This is a genomic window from Rhodococcus sp. 1163 (assembly GCF_002091985.1).
Classification (GTDB): Bacteria; Actinomycetota; Actinomycetes; order Mycobacteriales; family Mycobacteriaceae; genus Rhodococcoides.
In genome coordinates this window covers 2,501-24,656 of record NZ_MKKX01000018.1, presented here as the reverse complement: position 1 = coordinate 24,656, position 22,156 = coordinate 2,501, and the positions used below count along the sequence as shown (strand labels likewise).

The following is a 22,156-nucleotide window of genomic DNA, read 5'->3' as shown; positions in this document are numbered from 1 at the left end:
CTCAGCCGTAACGTTTCTGCAGGTTGTCGAGGGTTTTCGCGATGTTCCGACGTTGGAACTGCGGGAATGTCTTTCCGCTCGTGGCGATCTTGTCGAATACGAGCGCTACGGTATCGGGCCACTTCGTGCGGTCGTCGGTCCATGTCTCGGTGACCTTGGTGCCACCGGGCGCCGGTTCGAAGTCGTACCGCCACGTCGCGTTGGCACCTTTGAAGCGAGGAGTCTTCACACCGATCGCGTGGACGCGGAACTCGAACGCGGACCCGGGATCTGCGACAGTGACGGTGCATCGGGTGATCCAACGTGCACGCCCGCGCTTGTTCTTTCCGTCGAACACCATTCCGACGTAAGCGCTTTCGAAGGGGTTGTGCACCACGGCGCCGAGGTTTTCCGGGCTCCAGTTACCCATCTGCGTCGGATCGCTGATGGCTGCGTAGAGAGTGTCGGCGTCAGCCTTGACGATGGCGCTGTCGGACACAGTGAATTCGCGGGTCATGAAGTGGATCCTTTGCGTAGGCCTGGATGGTTGCGAGCGAGGAGTGGTACCAACAACTTTCGTGGCGTCACCTGGGCGAACATCGATGCGATACGGTTGATGGTGCCGGGTATCGCGACCATCTGCCCTTTCGCCATGCCGTCGACGGCGGTCTTTGCGACATCTTCGGGCGATACCCACATCACGGACGGAAGTGCAGCCTCGGCATCTTCCTTCGAAAAGCCCGCTGTCTCACCGAATCCGGTATCCACCGGTCCGGGGCACAAAGCCGTCGCGGTGACTCCGGTTCCGTGTAGCTCGCCACTGAGACTTTGGGTGTACGAAAGGACGAATGCCTTGCACGCGCCGTACCCAGCTTGACCGGGGAGCGGCTGAAACGCCGCGGTCGACGCAACGTTCAGTACGGCACCGCGTCGTCTCGCCGTCATGCCTGGCAGGAATCGGCTGCAGAGGTCGGCGACGGCAGCCACGTCGACCTCGATCATGTTCAACTCGGCTTCCGGGTCCGAGGATGCGACCGGGCCGAGCGTGGACAGTCCTGCGTTGTTCACCAGGATGTTCGGTACCAGTCCCAGAGCTTCGATTCGGCCCAATAGTTCGCTCCGCGCAGATCGCTCGGACAGGTCCGCGGAGAGGACCTCGGCTCGGACTCCGCGCGCATTCAATTCCTCGGCCAGAGCGCTCAATTTTTCGCCGCTTCGCGCCACGAGGGTCACCCCGTGCCCACGGCCGGCTAGTTCGCGGGCAATCGCTGCCCCGATTCCGGAGGAGGCCCCCGTGACGACGGCAGTGCTGTCGGGCGTAGGTCGAGGGAGGCTCATGGGTCCACCGTAGCGAAGCAACAGTTCGAGCACCCCTACTCATGAGCGCGATCAGAACATCTCTCGCTGGGATTCTTGTTCGAGCACCTGGTCGAGATCGGCGAGTCGATGCATCGCCGACACCTGCCGCGCTGTTCGATGGTTCTTTGCCAGCCGCTCCCGGTGGCGGTGTACGAACGACCAGTACCCGGCCGTGAACGGGCACGCGTCCGGGCCGAGGCGCTTCTTCGGGTTGAATTCGCAACCACCGCAATGATCGGTCATGCGATCGAGGTACGCGCCACCCGATGTGTACGGCTTCGTGGCGATCAACCCGCCGTCGGCATGCTGGCTCATGCCGATCACGTTGACCGGCATGACCCAGGCGAATCCGTCGACGAATGCGGTGGCGAACCATTCGGTCAGTGCTTTCGGGTCGTATCCACGCTGGAGTGCGAAGTTGCCGAGAATCATCAATCTGGGGATGTGATGCACCCACCCGCGCGCATTCAGTTCCGTCAGAGTGTGTGACAGGCACGCCGCGATCGGGTGTTCACCGTCGAGGTCGGTGAACCACTTCGGTAGTGGCTCATGGGCATCGAGCTCGTTGCGGTCGAGGTAGTCCGGGCCGAAATGCCAGTACAGGTGCCATACGTACTCCCGCCAGCCGAGCACCTGGCGGATGAATCCTTCCACCGACGCGAGCGGGGCATCGCCGTCGCGCCAAGCCTGCTCGGCGGCCTGGACTACGTCGAGAGGTTCGAGGAGTCCCATGTTCAGCGGCACCGACAGTAGTGAATGCGCCATCGCCCAGTCCTGACTCATCACGGCGTCCTCGTATTTGCCGAAGTCGGCGAGACGATAGGAGACGAAGTGCTGCAGGGCTTCCCGAGCCTCGTCGGCGGTTACCGCGAACAGTCGTGGGCCGTCCTGTCCGACGGTCGGGAGGTCCACAGCATCGAGGTCTGCCCGGACGGAATCGTCGATGTCGTCCTCGGTCGGCCACCACGGCGGATCGATGCCGAGTGTCGATCGCTTCTTCGGAGGTGGTTCACGATTGTCCGCATCGAGGTTCCACACCCCGTCGACCGGCTCCTCACCTGCCATGAGTACCTCGAAGCGTCTGCGCTGGTCGCGGTAGAACGCCTCTAGGCGGAACTGATTGCGGTTGCCGGCCCACTCGGCGAAATCCGTTCGGCTCAGCGCGAACATCGGTGTCGGCAACACATCCAGGACGACACCCTCGTCGAGAAGTTTCTGGACGAAACGCTCCGCAGCGTGCGAGGTTGGTTCGAACACCAGCACCGGCCGTCCGTACTGTTCGAGGCCGTCTCGGTACGTTTCGGTCTTCAGATAGGTCGAGCGATCGCCTAGTTCCGCGGCGAGATGTCGCATCCCCGAGAGGACCAGATGCAGCTTCTGTCGATGGAACGGACGTGTCCGGCACACTCGTGCGCTCTCGATCAACAGGACTTCGCGATGGATGTGCTCACTCGTCGAGTGAAAGTGCGGGCCGAGTTGATCACCGAACAACCAGAGCGGAGCGGAGGACATAGTTGCAGAGTGCTCGAGTCGAGGGAAGAACAAACTCTTCCTCGGTCAGGTACATGTATTTCGAACACCGAGCGAGCGGAAAGTGAATCTTTACCCTCGGTGGCCAGCCGGACTTGACCGCGGCCTCTCGATCGCATCAACTTGTGGCGTGACCGTGAAAAAAGGTGTGTCCAGACGTGGATTTCTTCGGTCCTCGTCCATCGCAGTGGCAGCGGTCGGAGCGGCTTCGGCGGTCCCGGTCCTCGCTCACGCGCAACAAGGCTCGTTCGTCCCGTTCCAGCACGGCGTCGCCTCGGGTGATCCGACGCCCGAGGCCGTCATTTTATGGACTCGGGTCACTCCTACTCCTGATGCCCTCCCCGGTTCCGGCATCGGGCCTGCCACCGAGGTTCGATGGAGAGTGGCTACCGATCCGGAGCTGACGGCGATCGTCCGCAGCGGCACGGTGTCGACGAGCCCGGACTCCGATCACACGGTCAAAGTCGACGTCGACGGCCTTTCGCCGGCGACGACGTACTACTACAGCTTCGAAGTCCAGGGTGGCGATGCAGCAGGCACGCAATCGGTAGTCGGCACGACCCGCACGGCTCCGGCCAACGACGCCGAAATCGACGGACTCAGGTTCGGTGTCGTCTCGTGCTCCAACTGGGAGTCCGGGTTCTTCGGCGCCTACCGCCATCTGGCCACACGCACCGATCTCGACGCGATCATCCATCTCGGCGATTACATCTACGAGTACGAGACCGGTGGTTTCGCCGGCAAGAACGGCGTCGTTCGGCAGCACGATCCGGTGCACGAGATCGTCAGTTTGCAGGACTACCGGATCCGGCACGGTCAGTACAAATCCGATCCGGATCTCAAAGCCGCTCACCTCGGGGTGCCGTGGATCTGCACGTGGGACGATCACGAATCGGCCAACGATGCGTACGACGGTGGCGCGCAGACTCACCAGCCCGAGACCGAGGGACCGTGGTCGGTTCGTAAGGCGAACTCGGTACAGGCCTATTTCGAATGGATGCCCGTACGCGCAGCCGGTACCCCGCAGAATCGCCACATCTACCGACGATTGCGCTTCGGAACGTTGCTCGAGCTGTCGATGCTGGATTTGCGGACCTATCGGTCCCAGCAGGTGTTGCCGTTCCAGGGCGGCGACGTCGATTCCCCGAATCGCACGATCACCGGGGCGGACCAGATGGAGTGGCTCACCGAGGGACTGGTGAGTTCGCCGACGCAATGGAAGATCGTCGGGAATCCGGTCATGATCACCCCGGTTCTTCTCCCTCCGCTCGAGAGCGAAGCGGCTGCCGCGTTGACCGGCCTGCTCGGGATTCCCGCTGGTGGGTTGCCGTACAACGCCGATCCATGGGACGGGTACACCGCGGACCGTAAGCGGCTGCTCGGTGCGATCGCAGAGAAGAACGTGCGCAACACCGTCTTCATCACCGGCGATATTCACTCTTCGTGGGCATGTGACGTTCCAGTCGACGCAGCGCGCTACTTCCAGACCGGTGCCGTCGCCACCGAGCTCGTCGTCACGTCGGTGTCCTCGGCGAACATCGATGATCTGACGAAGACGGACCCGCACACGCTCAGCAGAGTCGCCGAGGCCGCATTGACCACGCTCAACCGCCACATCAAATACGTCGACCTCGACAGTCACGGGTTCGGCGTCTTCGATGTGACGCCCGCGGGCGTCCAGATGGATCACTGGTACCTCGATGCCAAGGAAGACCCGCTCAGCGGCATCTATTGGGGTGCGGGATTCGCGGTTCCCGACGGGTTGGCGCGGGTGGATCCGGTAGCTCTACCCGTTCGCGCGTAGTCGCTCCTGACACCGACTCGGTACGCACCGGCATACTTACATCTATGGCTGTACCGAAAATCGTGCTGTTCTACGTCTTCACCCCGCTACCGGACCCGGAGGCAATCCGGCTGTGGCAGCACACGCTGGCCGCGTCCAACAATCTCGGTGGCAGGATCATCATCTCCGAGCATGGGATCAATGCGACCGTCGGCGGCGAACTCGCCGACGTCAAGCGCTATGTCCGAGGAACGCGGAGCTACCCAGCCTTCAAAGACGCCGACATCAAGTGGTCGGAGGGTCTGGGTGAGGACTTTCCACGGCTTTCGGTCAAGGTCCGGTCGGAGATCGTGACCTTCGGGGCAGCGGAGGAACTGAAGGTCGACGCCGACGGAGTGGTCGGCGGGGGAGTGCACCTGAGTCCCGCGCAAGTGAACGAACTTGTCGATCGTCGTGGTGACGACGTCGTCTTCTTCGACGGCCGCAATGCGTTCGAGGCGCAGATCGGCAAATTCAAGAACGCTGTGGTGCCCGAAGTGGACACCACCCGCGACTTCGTTGCGCAACTCGACTCGGGGCAGTTCGATCATTTGAAGAAGAGTCCCGTCGTCACTTATTGCACCGGTGGAGTGCGATGCGAGGTGCTTTCCTCGCTGATGCGCTCACGAGGTTTCGAAGAGGTCTATCAGCTGGACGGTGGAATAGTGCGCTACGCCGAGGCCTACGGCGACGATGCGCTGTGGGAGGGATCGCTGTACGTCTTCGACAAGCGCATGAATATCGACTTCTCCGACCACACGTCGGTGATCGGCCGGTGCACGGTGTGCGCGAACCCGACTTCCCGATACCAGGATTTCGACGACGACGAGGGCCGCGGGCTCCGCCTGGTCTGTGTCGATTGTGCCTGAGCCACTTCCGTATCGGCACGGTTTGGCGCCGTTGCGCATTCGACTTCCGCACCAGGAGTCCTCGAAGACCGTGCTCGAGTACCTCAGTCGCGACTACCCGGCCGATCCGTGGGGCCAGTCGATGATCTCCGGTGAGGTCGTCGACGAGAAGGGGCGGCCGTGGTGCAGCGAAAGTGCTTATGCTCCTGGTCGATTCGTGTACTTCTACCGAGACCCGGTGCCGGAGACTCCGGTGCCGTTCGAGATGGACGTCCTCTACGACGGGGACGGCATCGTCGTGGTCGACAAGCCGCACTTTCTGGCAACGATCCCGAGGGGAAGACACGTCACCGAAACCGCGACGGTGCGTGCGCGTCGGATGTTCGACTGTCCGGACCTCACGCCGGCCCATCGGCTCGATCGGGCGACGGCGGGAGTCCTCATCTTTACCCGCACCAAGGAACTCCGACGGCCGTACCAGGAGCTCTTCTCGTCGAGATCGGTACTCAAAGAGTACGAGGCGATCGCGCCTTACGATCCGACACTGGAATTGCCGCGGGTGGTTCGCAGTCGAATCATCAAGGAGCACGGGGTCATGGTGGCGCATGAGGAACCGGGCGAGCCGAACAGTGAAACACGGGTCGAAATGATCGAGATCTTGGGTGCACGCGCGCGCTATCGACTCTTCCCGAAGACGGGCAAGACGCACCAGCTACGAATTCACCTCTCTTCGTTGGGCATACCAATCGAAGGTGATCCGTTCTATCCACGGTATCGGTCGGTGCCGGGCGACGACTTCACCGAACCCTTGAGGCTTCTCGCGCGGGCGGTGGAATTCGAAGACCCGATCACCGGCGCTTCGCGTCGCTTCCGAAGCGAGCGGAGTCTGTCCGACTGAACTGTTCTCGGCTACGCGCCGATAAGAGACACTGCGAACGAACGCACCCCCGGCCGCAGAGCGGGCGGGGGTGCATTCGAGGTGAAATCGTTACTGCGCGCGAGCCATCCCGCGCTCTATGGCGGCGATGATCTGCGGACGTAGCTCGGCAGCGGGGACGATATGGTCCACCGACCCGACCTTTTGTGCGCGTTGAATGTTGTGGATCGCCTCGAATTCGGCGGCCACTTCACCGAGCTTCGAGTTGCGGACGTTGCCGCGCTCGGTTGCCAACTCGACGCGGATGCGAGCGCGTTCGGCGTCGGTCTCGGCGGCCGTCAGCTTCGCCTCGATGTCGAGGACTCGCGGATCGGCTGCGGTCCTGGCGTTGACGTCCCGCGTGAACACCACTGCCGCTGCCGGTGCGCCACCGAGAACGGAAGCGAACGATCCCTCGACTGCCAACACCTCCATGTTGTCGTTGAGCGCTCCGGAGAACACCACGAATGCGCCTCCGTGGTAACGGGATACGACGCAGAACACGATTGGACCGTCGAAGTTGACTATCGCGCGGCCGATCTCGGCGCCGTACTCGAGCTGGATGTTGCGTAGAGACTCCGGTGAACCGTCGAACCCGGACAGGTTGGCGAGCACCACGATCGGCCGACTTCCACTGGCGGCGTTGATGGCTCGTGCGGTCTTCTTCGAGGAATTCGGGAACAGTGTGCCCGAAGTCCACTGGTCGGGCCCGTCGGACGGGAACCATCCCTTACGCGGGATCGCTCGCGACTCGATGCCGATGACGCTGACCGGAATACCCGCCAGGTGGGCGTCGAAGACGACCGAAGTGTCCGCGTCGGCCATGTCTGCCCACCGTTCGAGGACAGAGTGATCCTGGTCGACGACGGCACGCATGACCGTGCGAATGTCGAACGGCTTCTTGCGATCCGGGTTGGTGGCGGAGGAGAAGATGTCACCGACGGTGGTGAAGTCGGAAGACGGGTGCACGTGGGGGTAGCTCCGCACGTCGCGTTCGGTCGGGTCGGTGGTGAGTGCGCGTCGCGGGAACTTTTCACCCGGTGCCGTATAGGCATGTTCGTAGTGCGCGAACAGCACCTCACACGCGGCACGCAGGTTCGGCGCCCAGTACTGTGCCTGGCCGTTCGGGCCCATGACGCGGTCGTAGCCGCCGATGCCGAAGTTGTCCTCTGCGGAGACGCCGCCGGAGTAGTCGAGTGACTGCTTGCCGGTCAGGACCATGGCACTGTCCGGGGTCATCACGAGAATGCCCTTGGTGTGCGCCAACATCGTGGCCTCGGCATTCCAATACGGCTGTGCGCCGACGTTGATGCCCGCGACGACGATGTTGATTTCGCCGCCCGCCTGGGTGAACGTGATGATGCGACGAAGCCCACGTGATACCCAGTCCATGTTCTCGGTACCGGTACTCATCGAGATGGTGGCACCGGAGGACAGTGCGAACCACTCGACGGGGGCGCCGAGGCGCTCGGCAAGGTCGATTGCTGCGACTATCCGTGAGCACTCGGCCTCGGCTACGGTTCCCAGCGACTTGGTCGGGTCACCGAACAAGGCAACTCGGGTGACGCCTTCGGGATAGCGGTCGGACGGAGTCGACACGAGTCCGACGATGATGCCCGCAGTATTGCGGCCGTACGGTCGATCGACAGGCGCCAGGGTGGCGGTCTCGTCGAAGTCGTACTCGGTGAACGTCCCACCCGAGCCCGTGAGCAACGGGATCAGCTCGTACGGGTACACGGTTCCGCGTGCCTGCGAGCGCTGAACCTTCTGGGTGTATTCGTCCAGCGGACGCAGTGGCTCGGTCGGCCTGTCGGTGACCTTGGCGACGACACCTGCGCCGGAGCGGTACGAGAATCGGATTGCGACCTCGCGAACAGTCGCACTCGGTCCGTTCCTGAGCCTGGCGATCATCGTGATTTCTTCGAGCCCGGCACCGATGGTGGACGGCGCAATGTGCCGTGCGATTGCAGCGAGGCGATCCTCGGGCACATCGAGTACCGGCCACACGTAGAGGGTGACGCGGTTCGCGTCGAGCCGGTTCTTACCCCGCTGGCTCTGGGCGCGCCGGATCCCGTCGAGGCAGGAGGCGACGGTTCTTTCGATCTCGGGAACAGCGACGACGATGCCGTTGTCATCGAGTTGTGTTGTCACTCCCCGAATTTCGGCAAGAGCCATCAAACGCTCGTCGGACGGATTCTCTTTCGCCGTCAGATGGAACAAGTAGGTTCCGGGCGTGGCAGGAAGCCTGGTGCCGTCGAAGTTCTTCAGGCGCCAGAGGTCGAGGCGCTGCCCTGTCAACGGATGCATGTCGCGAATGACGAGGTCCTCGGCGAGAGGTTCCGAACCCTCGACGCTCGGGCGTCGGAACGTTACATGGCGAACATCGGTGCCGCATACGGTGATCGTGATCCGACGCCAGTTCTTGGTCCGGGGATGTTCGGTGAGAACGGACTGGACGGTGCTCGCGATGTCGTCGCCGCTGGCCGGGGCATCGGGCCACGCCAGATACAGGTCGACGGCAAGGTGTTCCGGCGCAGGCCCGGCGATGTCGTCGATCGCATCGATCGTCGCGGAGAGTGAAGCGAACGTGGTTGCGGCCGAGACCAACTGGAGTCGCTCGCCGGCGAGCTCGAAATTGCCGGTGACGAACCGAACCCCGTCTCGGTCGAATGCCTCGACGTCTTCGAGATCGCGAATCTCGTAATACTGGCGAGTGATGACCTCGAGCAGTGCGCCGGGCTCGTCGATCCGTGAGCCCAACAGATCGATCAACGGCTCGGGGGTTGAGACGAGCGCATCGATGCGAGCCGCGTGGTCCGGCGCGTCGGGGTTTTCGGCAAGGTACTGCAAGCTGCCACGTACCCCGTCGTGGACCTGGTCGCGTGAACGTCGGATCGAAGGGGCGTCGAAAAGGCGAAAGCGCAGGTTGCGAGCGACGTCACCGATGACGGGGTACCGAGCCTGAGTCGCAACGATCAGGCGCTCGAGAACCTCACCGATAGCAGAACCTGCAGCGGGCTGCGCTGCCGAATCCGTCAGCCAACGATCGAGGAGTGCCGAGACGACCGGAACTTGATTCTCGATACGTTGAAGTGCGAGGAATACCCGATATACGGCCTCTTCGAGTTCTGGGCTGCGCTCGAGGTCCTCGGCGCCGTAGTGCCGCAGTGCGCGAGAAAGCTTGCCGCGGAACGACTCCGGAAGTCCCTGAATGTCTGCATCGAGAGAGTGCAGAAATGAGTGGAAGTGTTCGCGCGGGCTGTGTACCCGTTCGTCCGTGTTCTCCTCGTCCATGGTGGGACGGTTGCGGGAGAGTTCGCACATATCGGCGAATGTGTTGAGAAGTGCCAACTCTGCGTCGACGACCTGAGAATCATCGCACGCAACCTCGTTGCGCACTGTCTCGTAGTCGGAGAGCAGAGCCTGTACGCGGGAGGCGTTGACGTCGAAACCGGTGATGAGGGCCGACAGCTCGTCGAGATACGACAGCGCTTTGCATCGCGGTGTCTCACCTTCGGGGCGGTCCACGGTTCGGAACTCCACGCGAGCGGTCTGTGTGGATGCCTTCTGCTCGCCTGCTTGATCGACACGCAGCAGAGCGGCACCGGAATCGACCTGGCCGTTGACCGAGGCCAAGACCTCGCGTACGCGGCCGGCGTACGGCGACCGGACGGCAGTTTCCATCTTCATGCTCTCGAGCACGACCAGGGTCTGGCCTGCCTCGACCTCGTCGCCGACCGCAACCGGCACGGCAACGACGACGGCGGGCGCTGGAGCACGGACCAGTCCGGCTTCGTCCTGGCTTATCTGATGGCTGATGCCATCCACTTCGACGAGGAAGTGCGCGGCGCCTGCGACGGTGACGATCGAGAAGCGGCGGTTGCCGAGGACGAGGCGGCTCTCGTACTGACCGAGGCGCTCGATGTCGACCTGCACGTCGCCGCTGTCTCCGTCGACGCGGTAGAGGTGCGGTCCGATCTGACCGACGCCGAGCTTGTAGGCCTGGCCCTGGTAGTTCAGTTCTACGGTCCGGCCGATGGTGTGGCTTGCACGAGGACGGCCACCGCGGGCCGAGGACAGGAATGCGGCACGCTCGCGTCCTTCCTCGACGTCGTAGGCATCGATTGCCGCTGCGATGAGCGCGATGTCTGCCACGGCCGTTGGGCCGGTGGCCGTGCCTGCTTCGGATCTATCGAGCCAGCCGGTGTCGGCGGAGGCGGAAATGACCTCTTCACGGTCGAGCAGATCGATCAGAAACGACTTGGTGGTCGTTCCGCCGTCGATGACCACAGTCGTCTCGCGTAATGCGTTGCGCAGCCGGGCAAGTGCTTCACCCCGGTCACGCCCCCAGGCGATGACCTTGGCGACCATGGAGTCGTAGTCGGGGGGAATGACGTCGCCCTGTGCGATGCCGGTGTCGACGCGGATGCCGCTGCCGAGGGGAAACTTGAGAAGTTCGACGGTTCCCGGTGCGGGTGCGAAACCGTTGTCGGCATCTTCGGCGTTCAGACGCGCTTCGACGGCGTGACCGAACTCGGGTGGGCAATCACCTTCGAGGTGATCACCGTTGGCGACGAGGATTTGCAGTTTCACCAGGTCGATACCCGTGGTGAATTCGGTGATGGGGTGTTCGACTTGTAGTCGGGTGTTGACTTCGAGGAAGGTGAAGATCTTCTGCTCGGGCTGGTAGAGGTACTCCACCGTCCCAGCGCCGGTATAGGAGGCGGCGCGCACGAGTTCGCTGGAGACGGTGCGCAGGTGATCGGCTTGCTCTTGCGTCAGGACCGGCGAACTGGATTCTTCGATGACCTTCTGATTGCGACGCTGGATGGAGCAGTCGCGTACCCCTGGAGCCCAGACGTTGCCGTGGTTGTCCGCGATGACCTGGACCTCGACGTGGCGGGCGTCGGTGACGAGTCGCTCGATGAATACCACCGGGTCGCCGAACGAGCGTTCGGCTTCACCCTGCGTACGTTCGAGCGCGAGTTCGAGTTCGCTCTCCTCGTAGACCTTGCGGATGCCGCGACCGCCGCCACCGCTGCGAGCCTTGATGATCAGTGGGTAGCCGATGGCCTGTGCGTGCCTGCGAGCATCGGCTCGTGTTTCGACGGGTCCGCCGCTCCACGGTGCGACGGGAACACCGACCCGTTCGGCGAGTAGTTTCGCCTCGACTTTGTCCCCGAGAAGGCGCATCGCGTCGGCGGAAGGTCCGATGAAGGTGATCTTCAGTCGTGCGCAGAGGTCGGCGAAGGCTGGATCTTCGGCGACGAAGCCCCATCCGACCCACACGGCGTCTGCGCCGGATTCGACGAGTGCCCGCTCGAGTTCGGCGTGATCGAGGTACGCGGATCCCACCTCGGGCTTACGTAGTACGACGGTCTCGTCGGCCCGCCTGACGAACATTGCGCGGCGTTCTGCCTCGGTGTGGAGGGCAACCGTCCGAATGCCGTAGTCGAACTCGGCGTTGAGTTCCTTGACGGCCCTGATCAGGCGTACTGCCGCCTCGCCTCGGTTCACTACTGCAATCCGTTTGAACAACGTCTCTCTCTCCGTCAGGTGGGTGAAAATGCTCTTCTCGAACGCCGGGCACGTCGTGACGCCCGCGGGTTCTTGTCACTTATCGGGCTTGCTGGGGACGAAACGACACACTCGATCTCGAGAAATGTCTGTGTGGACCAAAGTGGGAGTCGATGTAACAGCCCCCACTCATCGACCTCGATCTCGTTCGTTACCCCGCTGATCCCTCGTCGAAGACGTGGAACAGGTCTGAATGTCGTCCTATTCTAACGGATCACATGATTCTTACCATGTCAACGGCGATATGGGTCGATGTGATTGATCTCGCTTCGTTCAAACCTCCACTACAGCAATGTATTTCACCGAAGTTTTGGAATGTCACTGAAAAAGGTCAGCGAAAGCTTGACGGAATACTGATGAGTAGCGTTGCGACAACGGACATTTCGGTGTCGACGACGTTCATTGATTACCGGCGGGTACGTTACCGGTCGGTACGTGCCACTCGGCGCCGATCGGAATCGGACATAAGGCGCGAAATCCAGAATGCGGGCCCCATACTGCCGATCGAGCTCGGATCACTGGTGGCGGAAAATCGGCTGTGAACCCGAATGGGCTTTTCTTTCGCTTCTTGTGATCTGCCACGACGAAAAGAACCTAGGGTCCGTAGACCGTGATCAATCCGGACGCAGAGACTAGTCTGGTGCGTGCGCGCAAGCACCGTCCCGGTTAACGGACGGCCGTTCGAGGATTTCAGAGGTTCAACAGTGTCGACTGCATCGGTTCCCGGTCGTGGCCAGCAGCCGGATCCCAGCAGGGTCCCGGCTGAAGGGGGCGTTTTCGTGGAGGGCGAAGTATTGACGGAAGGGCATGAAGAGCTCACGGACAGGGTTCTGCGCATGCTGCAATTCCTGCGCGAGATCGTCACCGCTCGCACCGAGCCCGTTTTGCATTACGAAAAACACCTTCGCGTCGAGTGGCTTCAGGCCGACTCGCCCGCGTCTCATCTGGATGCGTCGGCCGAGCAGGGTGGGGTCGTACTCAGGGCCCGGCGGGTCGAGTTCGAAGAACCGCCGAAGCTCCCGGAGATCCTCGAAGGATTCGTCGATACCGAGATGGTGGTCGACAGCCGTCATCTGGACATCGAATTGATCGAATCGGCTTTGGCATCACCTGCGAGCGAGGACGTCGATGCCGACGCCGACTTCGATGTCCGACATGCGTACCAGGTTCGACGTGCGTTCGAAGCGTATTCGACCGAGTGGCGTCGATGGGCAGAATCGGATCGAGAGCAGCGACCGGAAGCCTCGCTCTACCACGCTCTCCAGCTGATGATGCAAGAACTGACTTCGCAACCGGAGTCCATCGAGCTGGTAGTCGCCTCAGGCCTGTTGAGTCTTTCGGCTCTGGGAACTGCAGGAGAGGTCGAGACGCACCTGCTGACCCAGTCGGCAGCAATCGAGTTGGACGTCCGCACCGGAGACTTGCTGGTCAAGCTTGCTGCCAATTCTCAACCGCGATTCGAGGACACTCAGCTGCTGACCGGCCGGGCCGGCTTCGACCCGTCCGGTTCGGTGAAGATGCAGAGTGACCTGCCGAGGCGCATCACCTCGCCTCTCGACGACGACGTCGTGTCCCTACTCGTGGAGTGGGCCGATACTGCGCTGGACATACCCGTCGACGTTCGAGCCGATCTGGATCGGCCGTCTACCGCCGACGCTCCCGAGTACGGGGCGACGGTGACGTTGTCGCCCGCCCTGGTCATGCGTAAGCGAAATGCCTTCGCGCTGCGTGACTACTACGAACAGATGATCGCGGATCTCGCCAAGCCCGGTTCGAGGCTTCCGCTCGGTTTGGCGCAGTTGGTGGAGCCCATCGAACCCGCCGAACGTTTGGCCTGGTTGGAGCGAATGGGGGCGGCCGAGACTCGCTCGCTCGCTACGGATCCACTCTTTCCGCTTCCGGCGAACGCCGAACAGTCACAGATCCTGCGCAGGCTCGGCCGTGACAGCGGTGTAGTCGTCGAAGGTCCTCCCGGTACCGGGAAGACGCACACCATCGCGAATCTGGTGTCGGCATTGCTCGCCCGCGGCCAGCGTGTGCTCGTCACCAGTGAGAAGTCACAGGCGCTTCGCGTGCTTCGAGACAAACTTCCACCCGAACTTCAGGAACTTTGCGTCTCGATCACCGATCTCGGGCGCGGTGGATCCGAGGAGCTCAATCGCAGCGTCGCTCGTATCGCAGATCGCAAAGCGGCGTACAACGACGTGGATGCGGCCGAGAAGATCGCGTCATTGACCGCGCGACGGGCGGATGCTTCGGAGCGGCGTGCCGTGCTACTCGATGCCATCGCCGACCTGCGCGTGTCGGAAACTGTTGTGCATCAGCATGTTTCCGATGGATTCGAGGGGACCGCGGCTGCAATCGTCCGCAAGGTCAAGGCAGCGGAAGAGGCTCACGAGTGGCTTCCGGGACCGTTGTCGACGGATCGCCCCACACTGATCGGAACCGAGGTGGATCGGCTGCGGAAGTTGATCGCGACTGCGCCGGATGGGCGTGCGGCACGAGCCGGGCAATCACTCCCACGGCTGGACACAATTCTGCCGAATTCGGCCGAACTACGTTTGTTGTGTCGGCGAGCGAGCGCCAAGGTGCATGTGGAGTCCGAGCATTCGTCCAGGCTTGTCGAGTTCCTCCGCGGAGTCGATCCTGCTGCAGCGCTGGGTATTCGGCAGCTGTGCGAAGAACTCGACGCGCGAGTGCGTGACGTTCTCGAACTGGACCAACTCTTCCAGCAATTGACCGATTCCGTGTTGTCCGGCGAAGCTGCGCACCTATGGTCACGGGTAAGCGGGATTTCATCCATGGCCGAGGTCGCGGCTCGGGCCGATCGCTTCATCGGTGCTCATGATGTGCAGTGTTCCTCGTCGACGACCGCTGCGCTCAACGCGATGGAATCCCTCACTGTCGCTTTGGAATCGGGAATCGAGTGGAAGCCTCGGTTCCGGAAGAGCGAACAGCAGCGTGTTGTCGAAGATCTTGGCATCACGGCGACCGTCGATGGCGTTCCAGTTGCGTCGGCGAGCGACGGCAGGCTCGTGACAGAGCACATTCGTGCTCTCGATATCGTCAGCACCGCGGCGACCCTGCTCGGAGACCTACGGATCTCGGTGTCCACCGACGGGCCTCGGTCACGGCGTGTGAACGATCTTCGGCTCGTCAGTGACAAGCTGACGTTGGTGGCAGGTGTTCTGCATGCGCGCGACGCGTTGGTCGAGAAGCTGTACGCGGTCTCGCCTTCGGCGCCGTGGATTCGAAGCCTCGACGAAGCGGCGCAGTTCGCAGGGTCGGCAAGGGCGATTGCTACTCGTATCGATGCAGACGTGGCCAAGGCTGAACTGAGTAGAATTCTGTATTCCGTTGCAACACAGGTGGATATCGGACCGTCGCCCGAGGGAAAAGCTCTCGTGACGGCGCTGAACTCGGCCGACGAGGACGCCGTTGCCGAGGCGTCGGGGAACTACATCGCGGCATGCCAGGAGCAGGATGATCAGCGGGTACAGGACGAGTTGGCGAAGAAGCTCGCCGATGCTGCGCCCGCGTTGTACCAATTGGTTCTCGATACGGCCGGGGACTCCGACTGGGATGAAATCAGTTGGCAGATGTCCAAGGCATGGGCGTGGCGTCGAGCGCGTGAGTGGGTGAGCGAACAGCATCGCGGCGGTGTCGAACATCAGCTCGATGTCGAACTGAACGCACTCGACGCGGATCTGAAGTACCTGACGGCTCAGCTGGCGGCCGCGATGGCCTGGCGCGACTGTCTCGAGCGCATGACGGCTGTGGAAGTGCGTGCGTTGCAAACGTATCGGGAACATATGTCGTCGATCGGGGCAGGAGCAGGTCGATACGCGGAAACGTTCCGCAGCGCTGCGCGTTCAGCTATGCGAGATGCGCAAAGTGCCGTTCCTGCTTGGGTCATGCCCCTTTCTCAGGTCTTGGCGACAGTGCCGCCCATAGCGGACAGTTTCGACGTCGTGATCGTCGACGAAGCCAGCCAGGCCGACATCAGCAGTCTGTTCCTTCTGTATCTGGCACCACGGGTGATCGTCGTCGGTGACGATCGGCAATGTGCACCCGCAGACGTCCCGCAGGCGGGGACACTCGAGGACGTGTTCACCCGACTGGACGTGTATCTGCCGGATCTACCCGAACATGTTCGAGCGACGTTGACTCCACGGTCGTCACTGTTCTCGATGCTGCGCACGCGTTTCGGACAAGTCGTCCGTCTGCGCGAGCATTTTCGATCGATGCCGGAAATCATCAACTGGTCGTCCCAACAATTCTATGGAGATTCGCCCCTGGTTCCTGTGCGTCAATTCGGCGCGGACAGGCTCCCGCCGCTTCGCCATACTTTCGTACCCGATGCATCGGTGAGAGGGAAGGGCGCTTCGCTCGTCAATCATGCCGAGGGGCAAGCCATCGCCGGTCAGATCCTCGAATGCCTTGCCGATCCCCTATACGACGGTAAGACATTCGGCGTCGTCGTGCTGCAGGGAACGGCTCAGGTCGATGAAATCCGAAACGAATTGATCAAACGCATCGGAATCGACCAATGGGCGGATCGAAGGCTCCGCGTCGGGACACCGCCGGACTTCCAAGGAGACGAACGAAGTGTCGTCTTCCTGTCGATGGTGGTCGCACCGAACCAGGACTTTCCCGCTCTCAGCGCAAGCCAGTACAAGAGGCGGTTCAATGTCGCGGCCTCGCGTGCGCAGGATCAACTCTGGCTGTTTCACTCGGTCACAGTCGATCGGCTCAAGCGATCCGACCTACGGAACTCGCTGCTCGCGTATGTCACGTCGACCTCGCCTGCGCCTGCGAATCCGATGCCGCGCGATGTCACGCCGGATGTTCGGCGCAGCGAGTTCGAGAGTCTGTTCGAGCAGCGGCTGTTCGTCGATCTGAGAGATCGTGGATATCACGTCAACCCCGGAGTCGAGGTGAACAATCGACGTATCGACCTGGTGGTCACCGGGCAGGTATCCAGGCTCGCCGTGGAATGCGATGGGGACTCGATTCAGTCCACGCCCGAACGTCGTCTGGCCGACCTTCAGCGCGAGCAGGAACTCAAACGTTGTGGCTGGACGTTCTGGCGTGTGCGTGAGTCGGAGTACTACCTCGATGTCGAGGCGGCGCTGGAGGATCTGTGGAATACCCTGTCCACGTTAGGAATCGAACCGAATACGATTTCGATTGCGCCCGCGGAAACGGTAACCGAGGAGTGGATTCCAGTCGACTTGGATCGACCGCACGATGAGGTGCAAGCAGAGGACATGCCAGTGGGCGTAGCGGTGGATGCGCAGGCTGATCATGCAGTGGAACGCCCCGACACAAGCCAGACGAGTGCAACCGCGGAAACGCCGTGGAACGCGTGGCGGTCAGCGCCCGAAGGCGAGAAGTACGACATGTGGACCATTCCGAGCGAAGACCCCGAGCACCGGTTTCCGACTGCTGAGTTGCCCATCAACGGCTATCACGATGGAGGCCATGGCCACCACAACTGACCGAACCAAATGCTATAGCGTGGATGGCGTCCGACTGTGTCTGTCGAAGGAGTGCCAATGTCGCGAATCGCCATTTTCGGAGGACACGGGCAGGTGGCGCTCCGTCTAGCGCCGTTGCTCGTGGAGCGCGGACACGAAGTGGGGTCGATCGTTCGTAACCCGGATCACGTCGCCGATATCGCGAATGTGGGCGCCACACCGTTGGTGGCCGATATCGAGAATCTGGATGTCGAGAAGATCGCGGCACTACTCGACGGCTTCGACACAGTCGTATGGTCTGCAGGCGCGGGCGGCGGCAGTGCCGACCGAACGTATGCCGTCGACCGTGATGCAGCAATTCGCTCGATGGACGCTGCCGGACGAGTGGGCATCACGCGCTACGTCATGGTGTCGTATTTCGGGGCGGACACCCAGCACGGAGTAGATCCGAGCAATTCCTTCTTCGCGTACGCGGAGGCCAAGGCGGCCGCCGACGCGTACCTGAAATCCACGTCGTTATCCTGGACGATCCTGGGACCGAGTGCATTGACACTCGACCCCGGCACCGGATCGATCTCCACCAAAGACAACGGTGCCACCGGCGCTTCGGTCACCCGGGACGACGTCGCAGCCGTAGTCGCCGAAACCGTCGACACTCCGGGGACCATCGGACGTGTCATCGAATTCGACAACGGCGACACACCCATCGCAGAGGCGCTCAGCTGAGTCGGATCTCCGAGCACTTGTCCTGGAATTTCGCCGTCTCTGCAGTGAGGAACACACATGGCGGATTCACAGCCGACCGGTGACACCGATATCCACCCGCCCGAGTCAGGGCCTTCCCGACGTCGATGGCTGATCGCACCGATAGTTCTGATCGTCGTTGCACTGCTGTTCGGTGTTCCACTGTGGACGCTTTTCTTCTCCGGTTCCGACTGGCCGTTCTCGATGCAAATATTCGGCTTCGTCCTGTTCGTCGCCGCTGCGATCGCCTTGCCGGTATCCATGGCTCGCGGTCATGCGCGCGCTCATGACCGCGCGGCCTTGATCGGTGACACGTTGCTCGGAACCGTGTGGGTGCTGTTCGTGTGGAGTGTGCTCGGTTCGATCGTCGGAGTGCTCCTCGCCCTTGCCGGTCTGGAAGATCCCCTGCGATCGCGACTTGTGGCTGCCGCGGTGCTCGTCGTGGTCCTCGGATTGTTGGTGTGGGGCCATTACGAGGCGATGCGCGTGCCACGCGTCGTCGAGCGCAGCGTTGTGGTTCCGCGTCTCGGTGCCGGACTCGACGGACTCCGTGTCGTGATGATTACCGACACGCATTACGGGCCGTTGGATCGAGCCGCCTGGTCGGCGAAGGTCGTCGACGTCGTCAACGCATTGGAAGCAGATGTGCTCTGTCACCTCGGAGATCTGGCGGACGGTTCGGTCCTGCGGCGGGAGCATCAGGTCCAGCCGTTACGTGGGGGACGTGCAGCGCTGGCCAAGGTCTACGTGACGGGCAACCACGAATATTTCGGCGAAGCGCAGGACTGGCTGGATCACATGGAGACGCTGGGTTGGACGGCCCTGCACAACAAGCACCTCGTGGTCGAACGTGGCGGTGCGAGGTTGGTCGTCGCCGGTGTGGACGATCGAACGGCAGCAGCTTCCACACTCGCGGGGCACGGAGCGGACCTCGATCGTGCGCTCGAGGGAGTCGACGCGGACCTGCCGGTCTTCCTCCTGGCACATCAGCCCAAGCAAATCGACGAGGCGGTTCGACGCGACGTCGAAGTGCAGGTTTCCGGTCATACCCATGGTGGGCAGATCTGGCCGTTCGAGTACCTGGTCCGACTCGATCAACCGACAGTTCATGGCCTGAGCAGGCACGGCAAGCACACCCAGCTGTACACCAGCCGCGGCACCGGTTTCTGGGGACCGCCGTTTCGCATCTTTGCGCCCAGCGAGATCACCGTGCTCGTCCTGCGGACAGAGGCGCCGTGACAGTCAAACTTCTCGCCACCGACCTCGATGGCACCCTGCTTCGCTCGGACCGAACCATTTCGGCGCGTACCGCCGAAGCGATGGCGGCGGCACATGCGGCGGGGATCGAGGTCGTCTGGGCCACGGCGCGCGCACGCCATTCGATCGACGAGTTGGCTGCCTCCTGTGGATTCACCGGTAAGGCCATCGGTGCCAACGGCGCAGTCGTGCTCGACCTCGCCGACGGCACGCCGGTCATCACCGAGACGACCGGAATCGAATCCGACGTCGTGACCACTGCTATGACCAGGGTTCGCGAGCTGGTTCCCGGAGTCGCCTTCGCCACGGTCGGTCCGACTCGGTTCGTCGCCGAGCACAACTATGCAGCGATGTGTGTCTTCGCGGACCATCATCGACATCCCCACGAGATGGACGTCTCGGTCGACGTCTTGCCCGCGGCTTCGGAGCAGACCGTCAAGATCGTCGCCCGACATCCGGAGCTGACAAGCGTCGACCTGTTCCACGCTGTCCTGGCAGCAGGGGTAGGCGGAGTGGAGCTGACCCATTCGGGCGCGCCATATATAGAGATGTCCGCTGCAGGCGTGTCGAAAGCCAGTGCGCTATCGGTGCTGTGTGCGGAACTCGGGATCGAGCGAGCTGCCGTGGCGGCGGTGGGTGACGCGTTCAACGACCTACCGATGCTGCGCTGGGCGGGTACTGCCTTGACCACTGCCAACGCGATGACCGAGATCAAGGCTGTAGCTCATCGCGTGCTGCATTCGAACGATGACGACGGCGTCGCGGGGTACTTGGAAGAGCTCGTCGCCGGCCGTCGATGACGGAACTACCTCGGACAGGCGCCGCTTGCCGAGAGTGTGCCCGGGTGAAGATGCCCGGCACACCGTGAGCAGCGCGCACTTTACGATCGAAATTCTATTGTCTCGAAACGTCAGGAGATGTACGGGTGGAACAGAGCAGTGGATCCAATCGCATGACCGTCGCCCAGTACCTTGCGGCGCATGCCGTAGCGGTGACACCCGTCGATCGCGCTCAGGCTGCGACACTCGGCATCGAGGCCCCCATACCCGCCGGCTGGCAAGCGGCGCCCGAAGGGCAATTCCCCGGCGCCACCCAGGTTCTTGTCGAGCCAGGTCTGGTCGAAGGCGGCTTCGCGCCCAACGCAGTATTGCTTGTGGGCTTGCTGTCCACTCGCATCGACGCCGATGACCTCCTCGACTGCAGTTTCACCGACGCCCGCGCGATGGAGGGCTGGGTCGAAACAGACGCGAGCTCCGACTCGTTCGGTGGGCATCCATCGCGGTTCATCAGGGGAACATTCGTCGCCGAGCAGTGGGAACTGGCCGTCACGACCAGGTACGTCGTCGTGCAGAACGAAACACAGTACCTGGTTCAACTCACGGTGACCACCTTCGCCGACCACGCAGACAAACTGGCATTCGACATCGATGCGATCAACAGTGGCCTTCTGAACGCAGTCTGAGCCTTGCCGGAGCGCAGCCGCTACTAAGGTCGAGTAATGCGGAATCGCACTGGACGTGTGCGGCACCTGTCCCTGGTGCCAGACCTGTTGGACAGCTCTGACAGACCCGAGCTCGAGATCGCCGACGATACGTTCACCAACGCGTCCGGCGACTATGGCGCTCCGGTCGCGAGGTACACGATTCGCGTCTCCTTGGACGGCGTCGAACCGGCAGTGTGGCGAAAGTTCGAGGTCCGGTCCGACCTCTTACTCCCCGAATTTCACCAGGTGCTGCACCAGGTGATGGGGTGGAATGCTGCTCATTCGCACCGCTACCGGCTACGGAAGTCCGTAGCCGTCATGCGATACGACTTCGAGACCTCGCTGGTCGAAGCAGGGTCGGTAATCAACGAACAGCACGTCAGGTTGGATAGCGTTCTCGACAAAGAGGGCGACGTCATCGAATACGAATACGATTTCGGCGACGGTTGGAAGCACACCGTCGAACTCGAATCCCTCATCGAGTATCACGAGGATCTCCGTACCCTGTGCCTCGACGGCGCACGTGCGTGTCCGCCCGAGAACAGCGGAGGACCCGTCGGCTATCGCCATCTACTCGACGTACTCGGAGACCCTGGCCACGCGGAATACGAAAGTCTGCGGGAATCGGTTGGACCGTTCGATCCGGAGCAGTTCGAGGTAGCTCGCGTCAACGAAGGTTTTCGGGCCGGCGCTCCCGTGCGATCGGCCGAGGCCGAGGCCGCTGTCGCATCGAAGTTGATCGCACGGCTCTTCGGGACCGCCCAGCCGGACCACATGCCCGCTCTGCTGGCGCTGCTACCGCGGTGTGAGCTCACTATCGAAAGCTCTGTCGATTTACCGGTTGCAACTGTGGCGATGAGAAAACTTTCGTGGTTGCTCGAGCTCGTAGGAGACGCCGGATTGCAGTTGGCGCCCGGAGGCAATCTTCCGCCGGCAGCTGTCGAAGCCATGCGCGTCGAACTCGAATGGGGACTGGGGTGGATCGGATCCAGCCTCCGTGAGGTCGATAATCACCAGGTCGCCGATCTGCGCAATGCCGCCAAGCGTCTAGGTCTGGTGCGAGTCTTCAAGGGCGCTTTGGTACGCACGAAAACGGGAACCCGATATGCCGACGACCCCATCGGTCTGTGGAGGCATTGTGCGTCGAGAGTCCCCTTGGGC

The 22,156-nt window shown here is 62.3% G+C and carries 13 protein-coding genes (1 of these 13 only partly in view); 9 read left to right on the top strand and 4 right to left on the bottom strand.

The window, feature by feature from the left end; translation table 11 throughout:
* Nucleotide 1 precedes the first annotated feature (1 nt).
* Genes BJD99_RS06260 through BJD99_RS06250 form a run of 3 tightly spaced genes read right to left on the bottom strand, consistent with a single transcriptional unit; the run spans nt 2 to nt 2,850 of the window.
* Complete coding sequence (locus BJD99_RS06260) at nt 2-496, bottom strand: SRPBCC family protein (RefSeq protein WP_084345973.1); 495 nt, start codon at nt 494-496, stop codon at nt 2-4.
* Nucleotides 493-1,317, bottom strand: a complete 825-nt coding sequence (locus BJD99_RS06255) for an SDR family oxidoreductase (protein WP_084346332.1) — start codon at nt 1,315-1,317, stop codon at nt 493-495. The genes BJD99_RS06260 and BJD99_RS06255 overlap by 4 nt, the downstream gene beginning before the upstream one ends.
* A 51-nt stretch (nt 1,318-1,368) precedes the next feature.
* Complete coding sequence (locus BJD99_RS06250) at nt 1,369-2,850, bottom strand: cryptochrome/photolyase family protein (RefSeq protein WP_084345972.1); 1,482 nt, start codon at nt 2,848-2,850, stop codon at nt 1,369-1,371.
* Between the two features lie 148 nt (nt 2,851-2,998).
* Between BJD99_RS06250 and BJD99_RS06245 the strand changes: the two genes are divergently transcribed.
* The 3 genes from BJD99_RS06245 to BJD99_RS06235 are packed head-to-tail and all read left to right on the top strand — an operon-like array spanning nt 2,999 to nt 6,436.
* The gene (locus BJD99_RS06245) at nt 2,999-4,672 is read left to right on the top strand and encodes an alkaline phosphatase (RefSeq protein ID WP_084345971.1); all 1,674 of its coding nucleotides are present in this window, start codon (nt 2,999-3,001) and stop codon (nt 4,670-4,672) included.
* A gap of 44 nt (nt 4,673-4,716) precedes the next feature.
* Nucleotides 4,717-5,559, top strand: a complete 843-nt coding sequence (locus tag BJD99_RS06240; protein ID WP_084345970.1) for a rhodanese-related sulfurtransferase — start codon at nt 4,717-4,719, stop codon at nt 5,557-5,559.
* Nucleotides 5,552-6,436 carry a pseudouridine synthase gene (locus BJD99_RS06235; RefSeq protein ID WP_084346331.1) on the top strand — a complete coding sequence of 295 codons (885 nt, stop codon included), beginning with the start codon at nt 5,552-5,554 and terminating at the stop codon, nt 6,434-6,436. The genes BJD99_RS06240 and BJD99_RS06235 overlap by 8 nt, the downstream gene beginning before the upstream one ends.
* 90 nt (nt 6,437-6,526) lie before the next feature.
* Here BJD99_RS06235 and BJD99_RS06230 read toward each other — a convergent pair whose 3' ends face one another.
* Nucleotides 6,527-11,992, bottom strand: a complete 5,466-nt coding sequence (locus BJD99_RS06230; protein WP_084345969.1) for a carboxyl transferase domain-containing protein — start codon at nt 11,990-11,992, stop codon at nt 6,527-6,529.
* Nucleotides 11,993-12,867: 875 nt separating this feature from the next.
* On the opposite strand from BJD99_RS06230, the gene BJD99_RS06225 reads away from it, so the two are divergent.
* The 6 genes from BJD99_RS06225 to BJD99_RS06200 form a co-directional block, all read left to right on the top strand.
* Nucleotides 12,868-17,532: an AAA domain-containing protein gene (locus BJD99_RS06225; RefSeq protein ID WP_084346330.1), complete on the top strand. Its 4,665-nt coding sequence runs from the start codon at nt 12,868-12,870 to the stop codon at nt 17,530-17,532.
* A 57-nt stretch (nt 17,533-17,589) separates the two neighbouring features.
* A complete protein-coding gene (locus BJD99_RS06220) occupies nt 17,590-18,237 on the top strand; it encodes an SDR family oxidoreductase (RefSeq protein ID WP_084345968.1) in 648 nt (215 codons plus the stop codon).
* Nucleotides 18,238-18,294: 57 nt separating this feature from the next.
* Entirely contained in the window at nt 18,295-19,494 is a 1,200-nt protein-coding gene (locus tag BJD99_RS06215) for a metallophosphoesterase (RefSeq protein WP_084345967.1), read from the top strand.
* Complete coding sequence (locus tag BJD99_RS06210) at nt 19,491-20,312, top strand: HAD family hydrolase (protein ID WP_084345966.1); 822 nt, start codon at nt 19,491-19,493, stop codon at nt 20,310-20,312. Before BJD99_RS06215 ends, BJD99_RS06210 begins: the two co-directional genes overlap by 4 nt.
* A gap of 125 nt (nt 20,313-20,437) precedes the next feature.
* Nucleotides 20,438-20,974, top strand: coding sequence for an LpqN/LpqT family lipoprotein (locus tag BJD99_RS06205; protein ID WP_256895522.1), 537 nt, complete (start codon nt 20,438-20,440; stop codon nt 20,972-20,974).
* Nucleotides 20,975-21,010: 36 nt separating this feature from the next.
* Nucleotides 21,011-22,156 carry the 5' portion of a plasmid pRiA4b ORF-3 family protein gene (locus tag BJD99_RS06200; RefSeq protein ID WP_084345965.1) on the top strand. It continues 273 nt past the right edge of the window, so the window shows 1,146 of its 1,419 coding nt (coding positions 1-1,146); the start codon lies at nt 21,011-21,013; its stop codon lies off the right edge, out of view.

Excerpts from the sequence above, each read along its gene's own strand:
- BJD99_RS06260 (WP_084345973.1), bottom strand. The coding sequence starts at position 496 with ATGACCCGCGAATTCACTGTGTCCGACAGCGCCATCGTCAAGGCTGAC.
- BJD99_RS06255 (WP_084346332.1), bottom strand. The coding sequence starts at position 1,317 with ATGAGCCTCCCTCGACCTACGCCCGACAGCACTGCCGTCGTCACGGGG.
- BJD99_RS06250 (WP_084345972.1), bottom strand. The coding sequence starts at position 2,850 with ATGTCCTCCGCTCCGCTCTGGTTGTTCGGTGATCAACTCGGCCCGCAC.
- BJD99_RS06240 (WP_084345970.1), top strand. The coding sequence starts at position 4,717 with ATGGCTGTACCGAAAATCGTGCTGTTCTACGTCTTCACCCCGCTACCG.
- BJD99_RS06225 (WP_084346330.1), top strand. The coding sequence starts at position 12,868 with ATGCTGCAATTCCTGCGCGAGATCGTCACCGCTCGCACCGAGCCCGTT.
- BJD99_RS06220 (WP_084345968.1), top strand. The coding sequence starts at position 17,590 with ATGTCGCGAATCGCCATTTTCGGAGGACACGGGCAGGTGGCGCTCCGT.
- BJD99_RS06215 (WP_084345967.1), top strand. The coding sequence starts at position 18,295 with ATGGCGGATTCACAGCCGACCGGTGACACCGATATCCACCCGCCCGAG.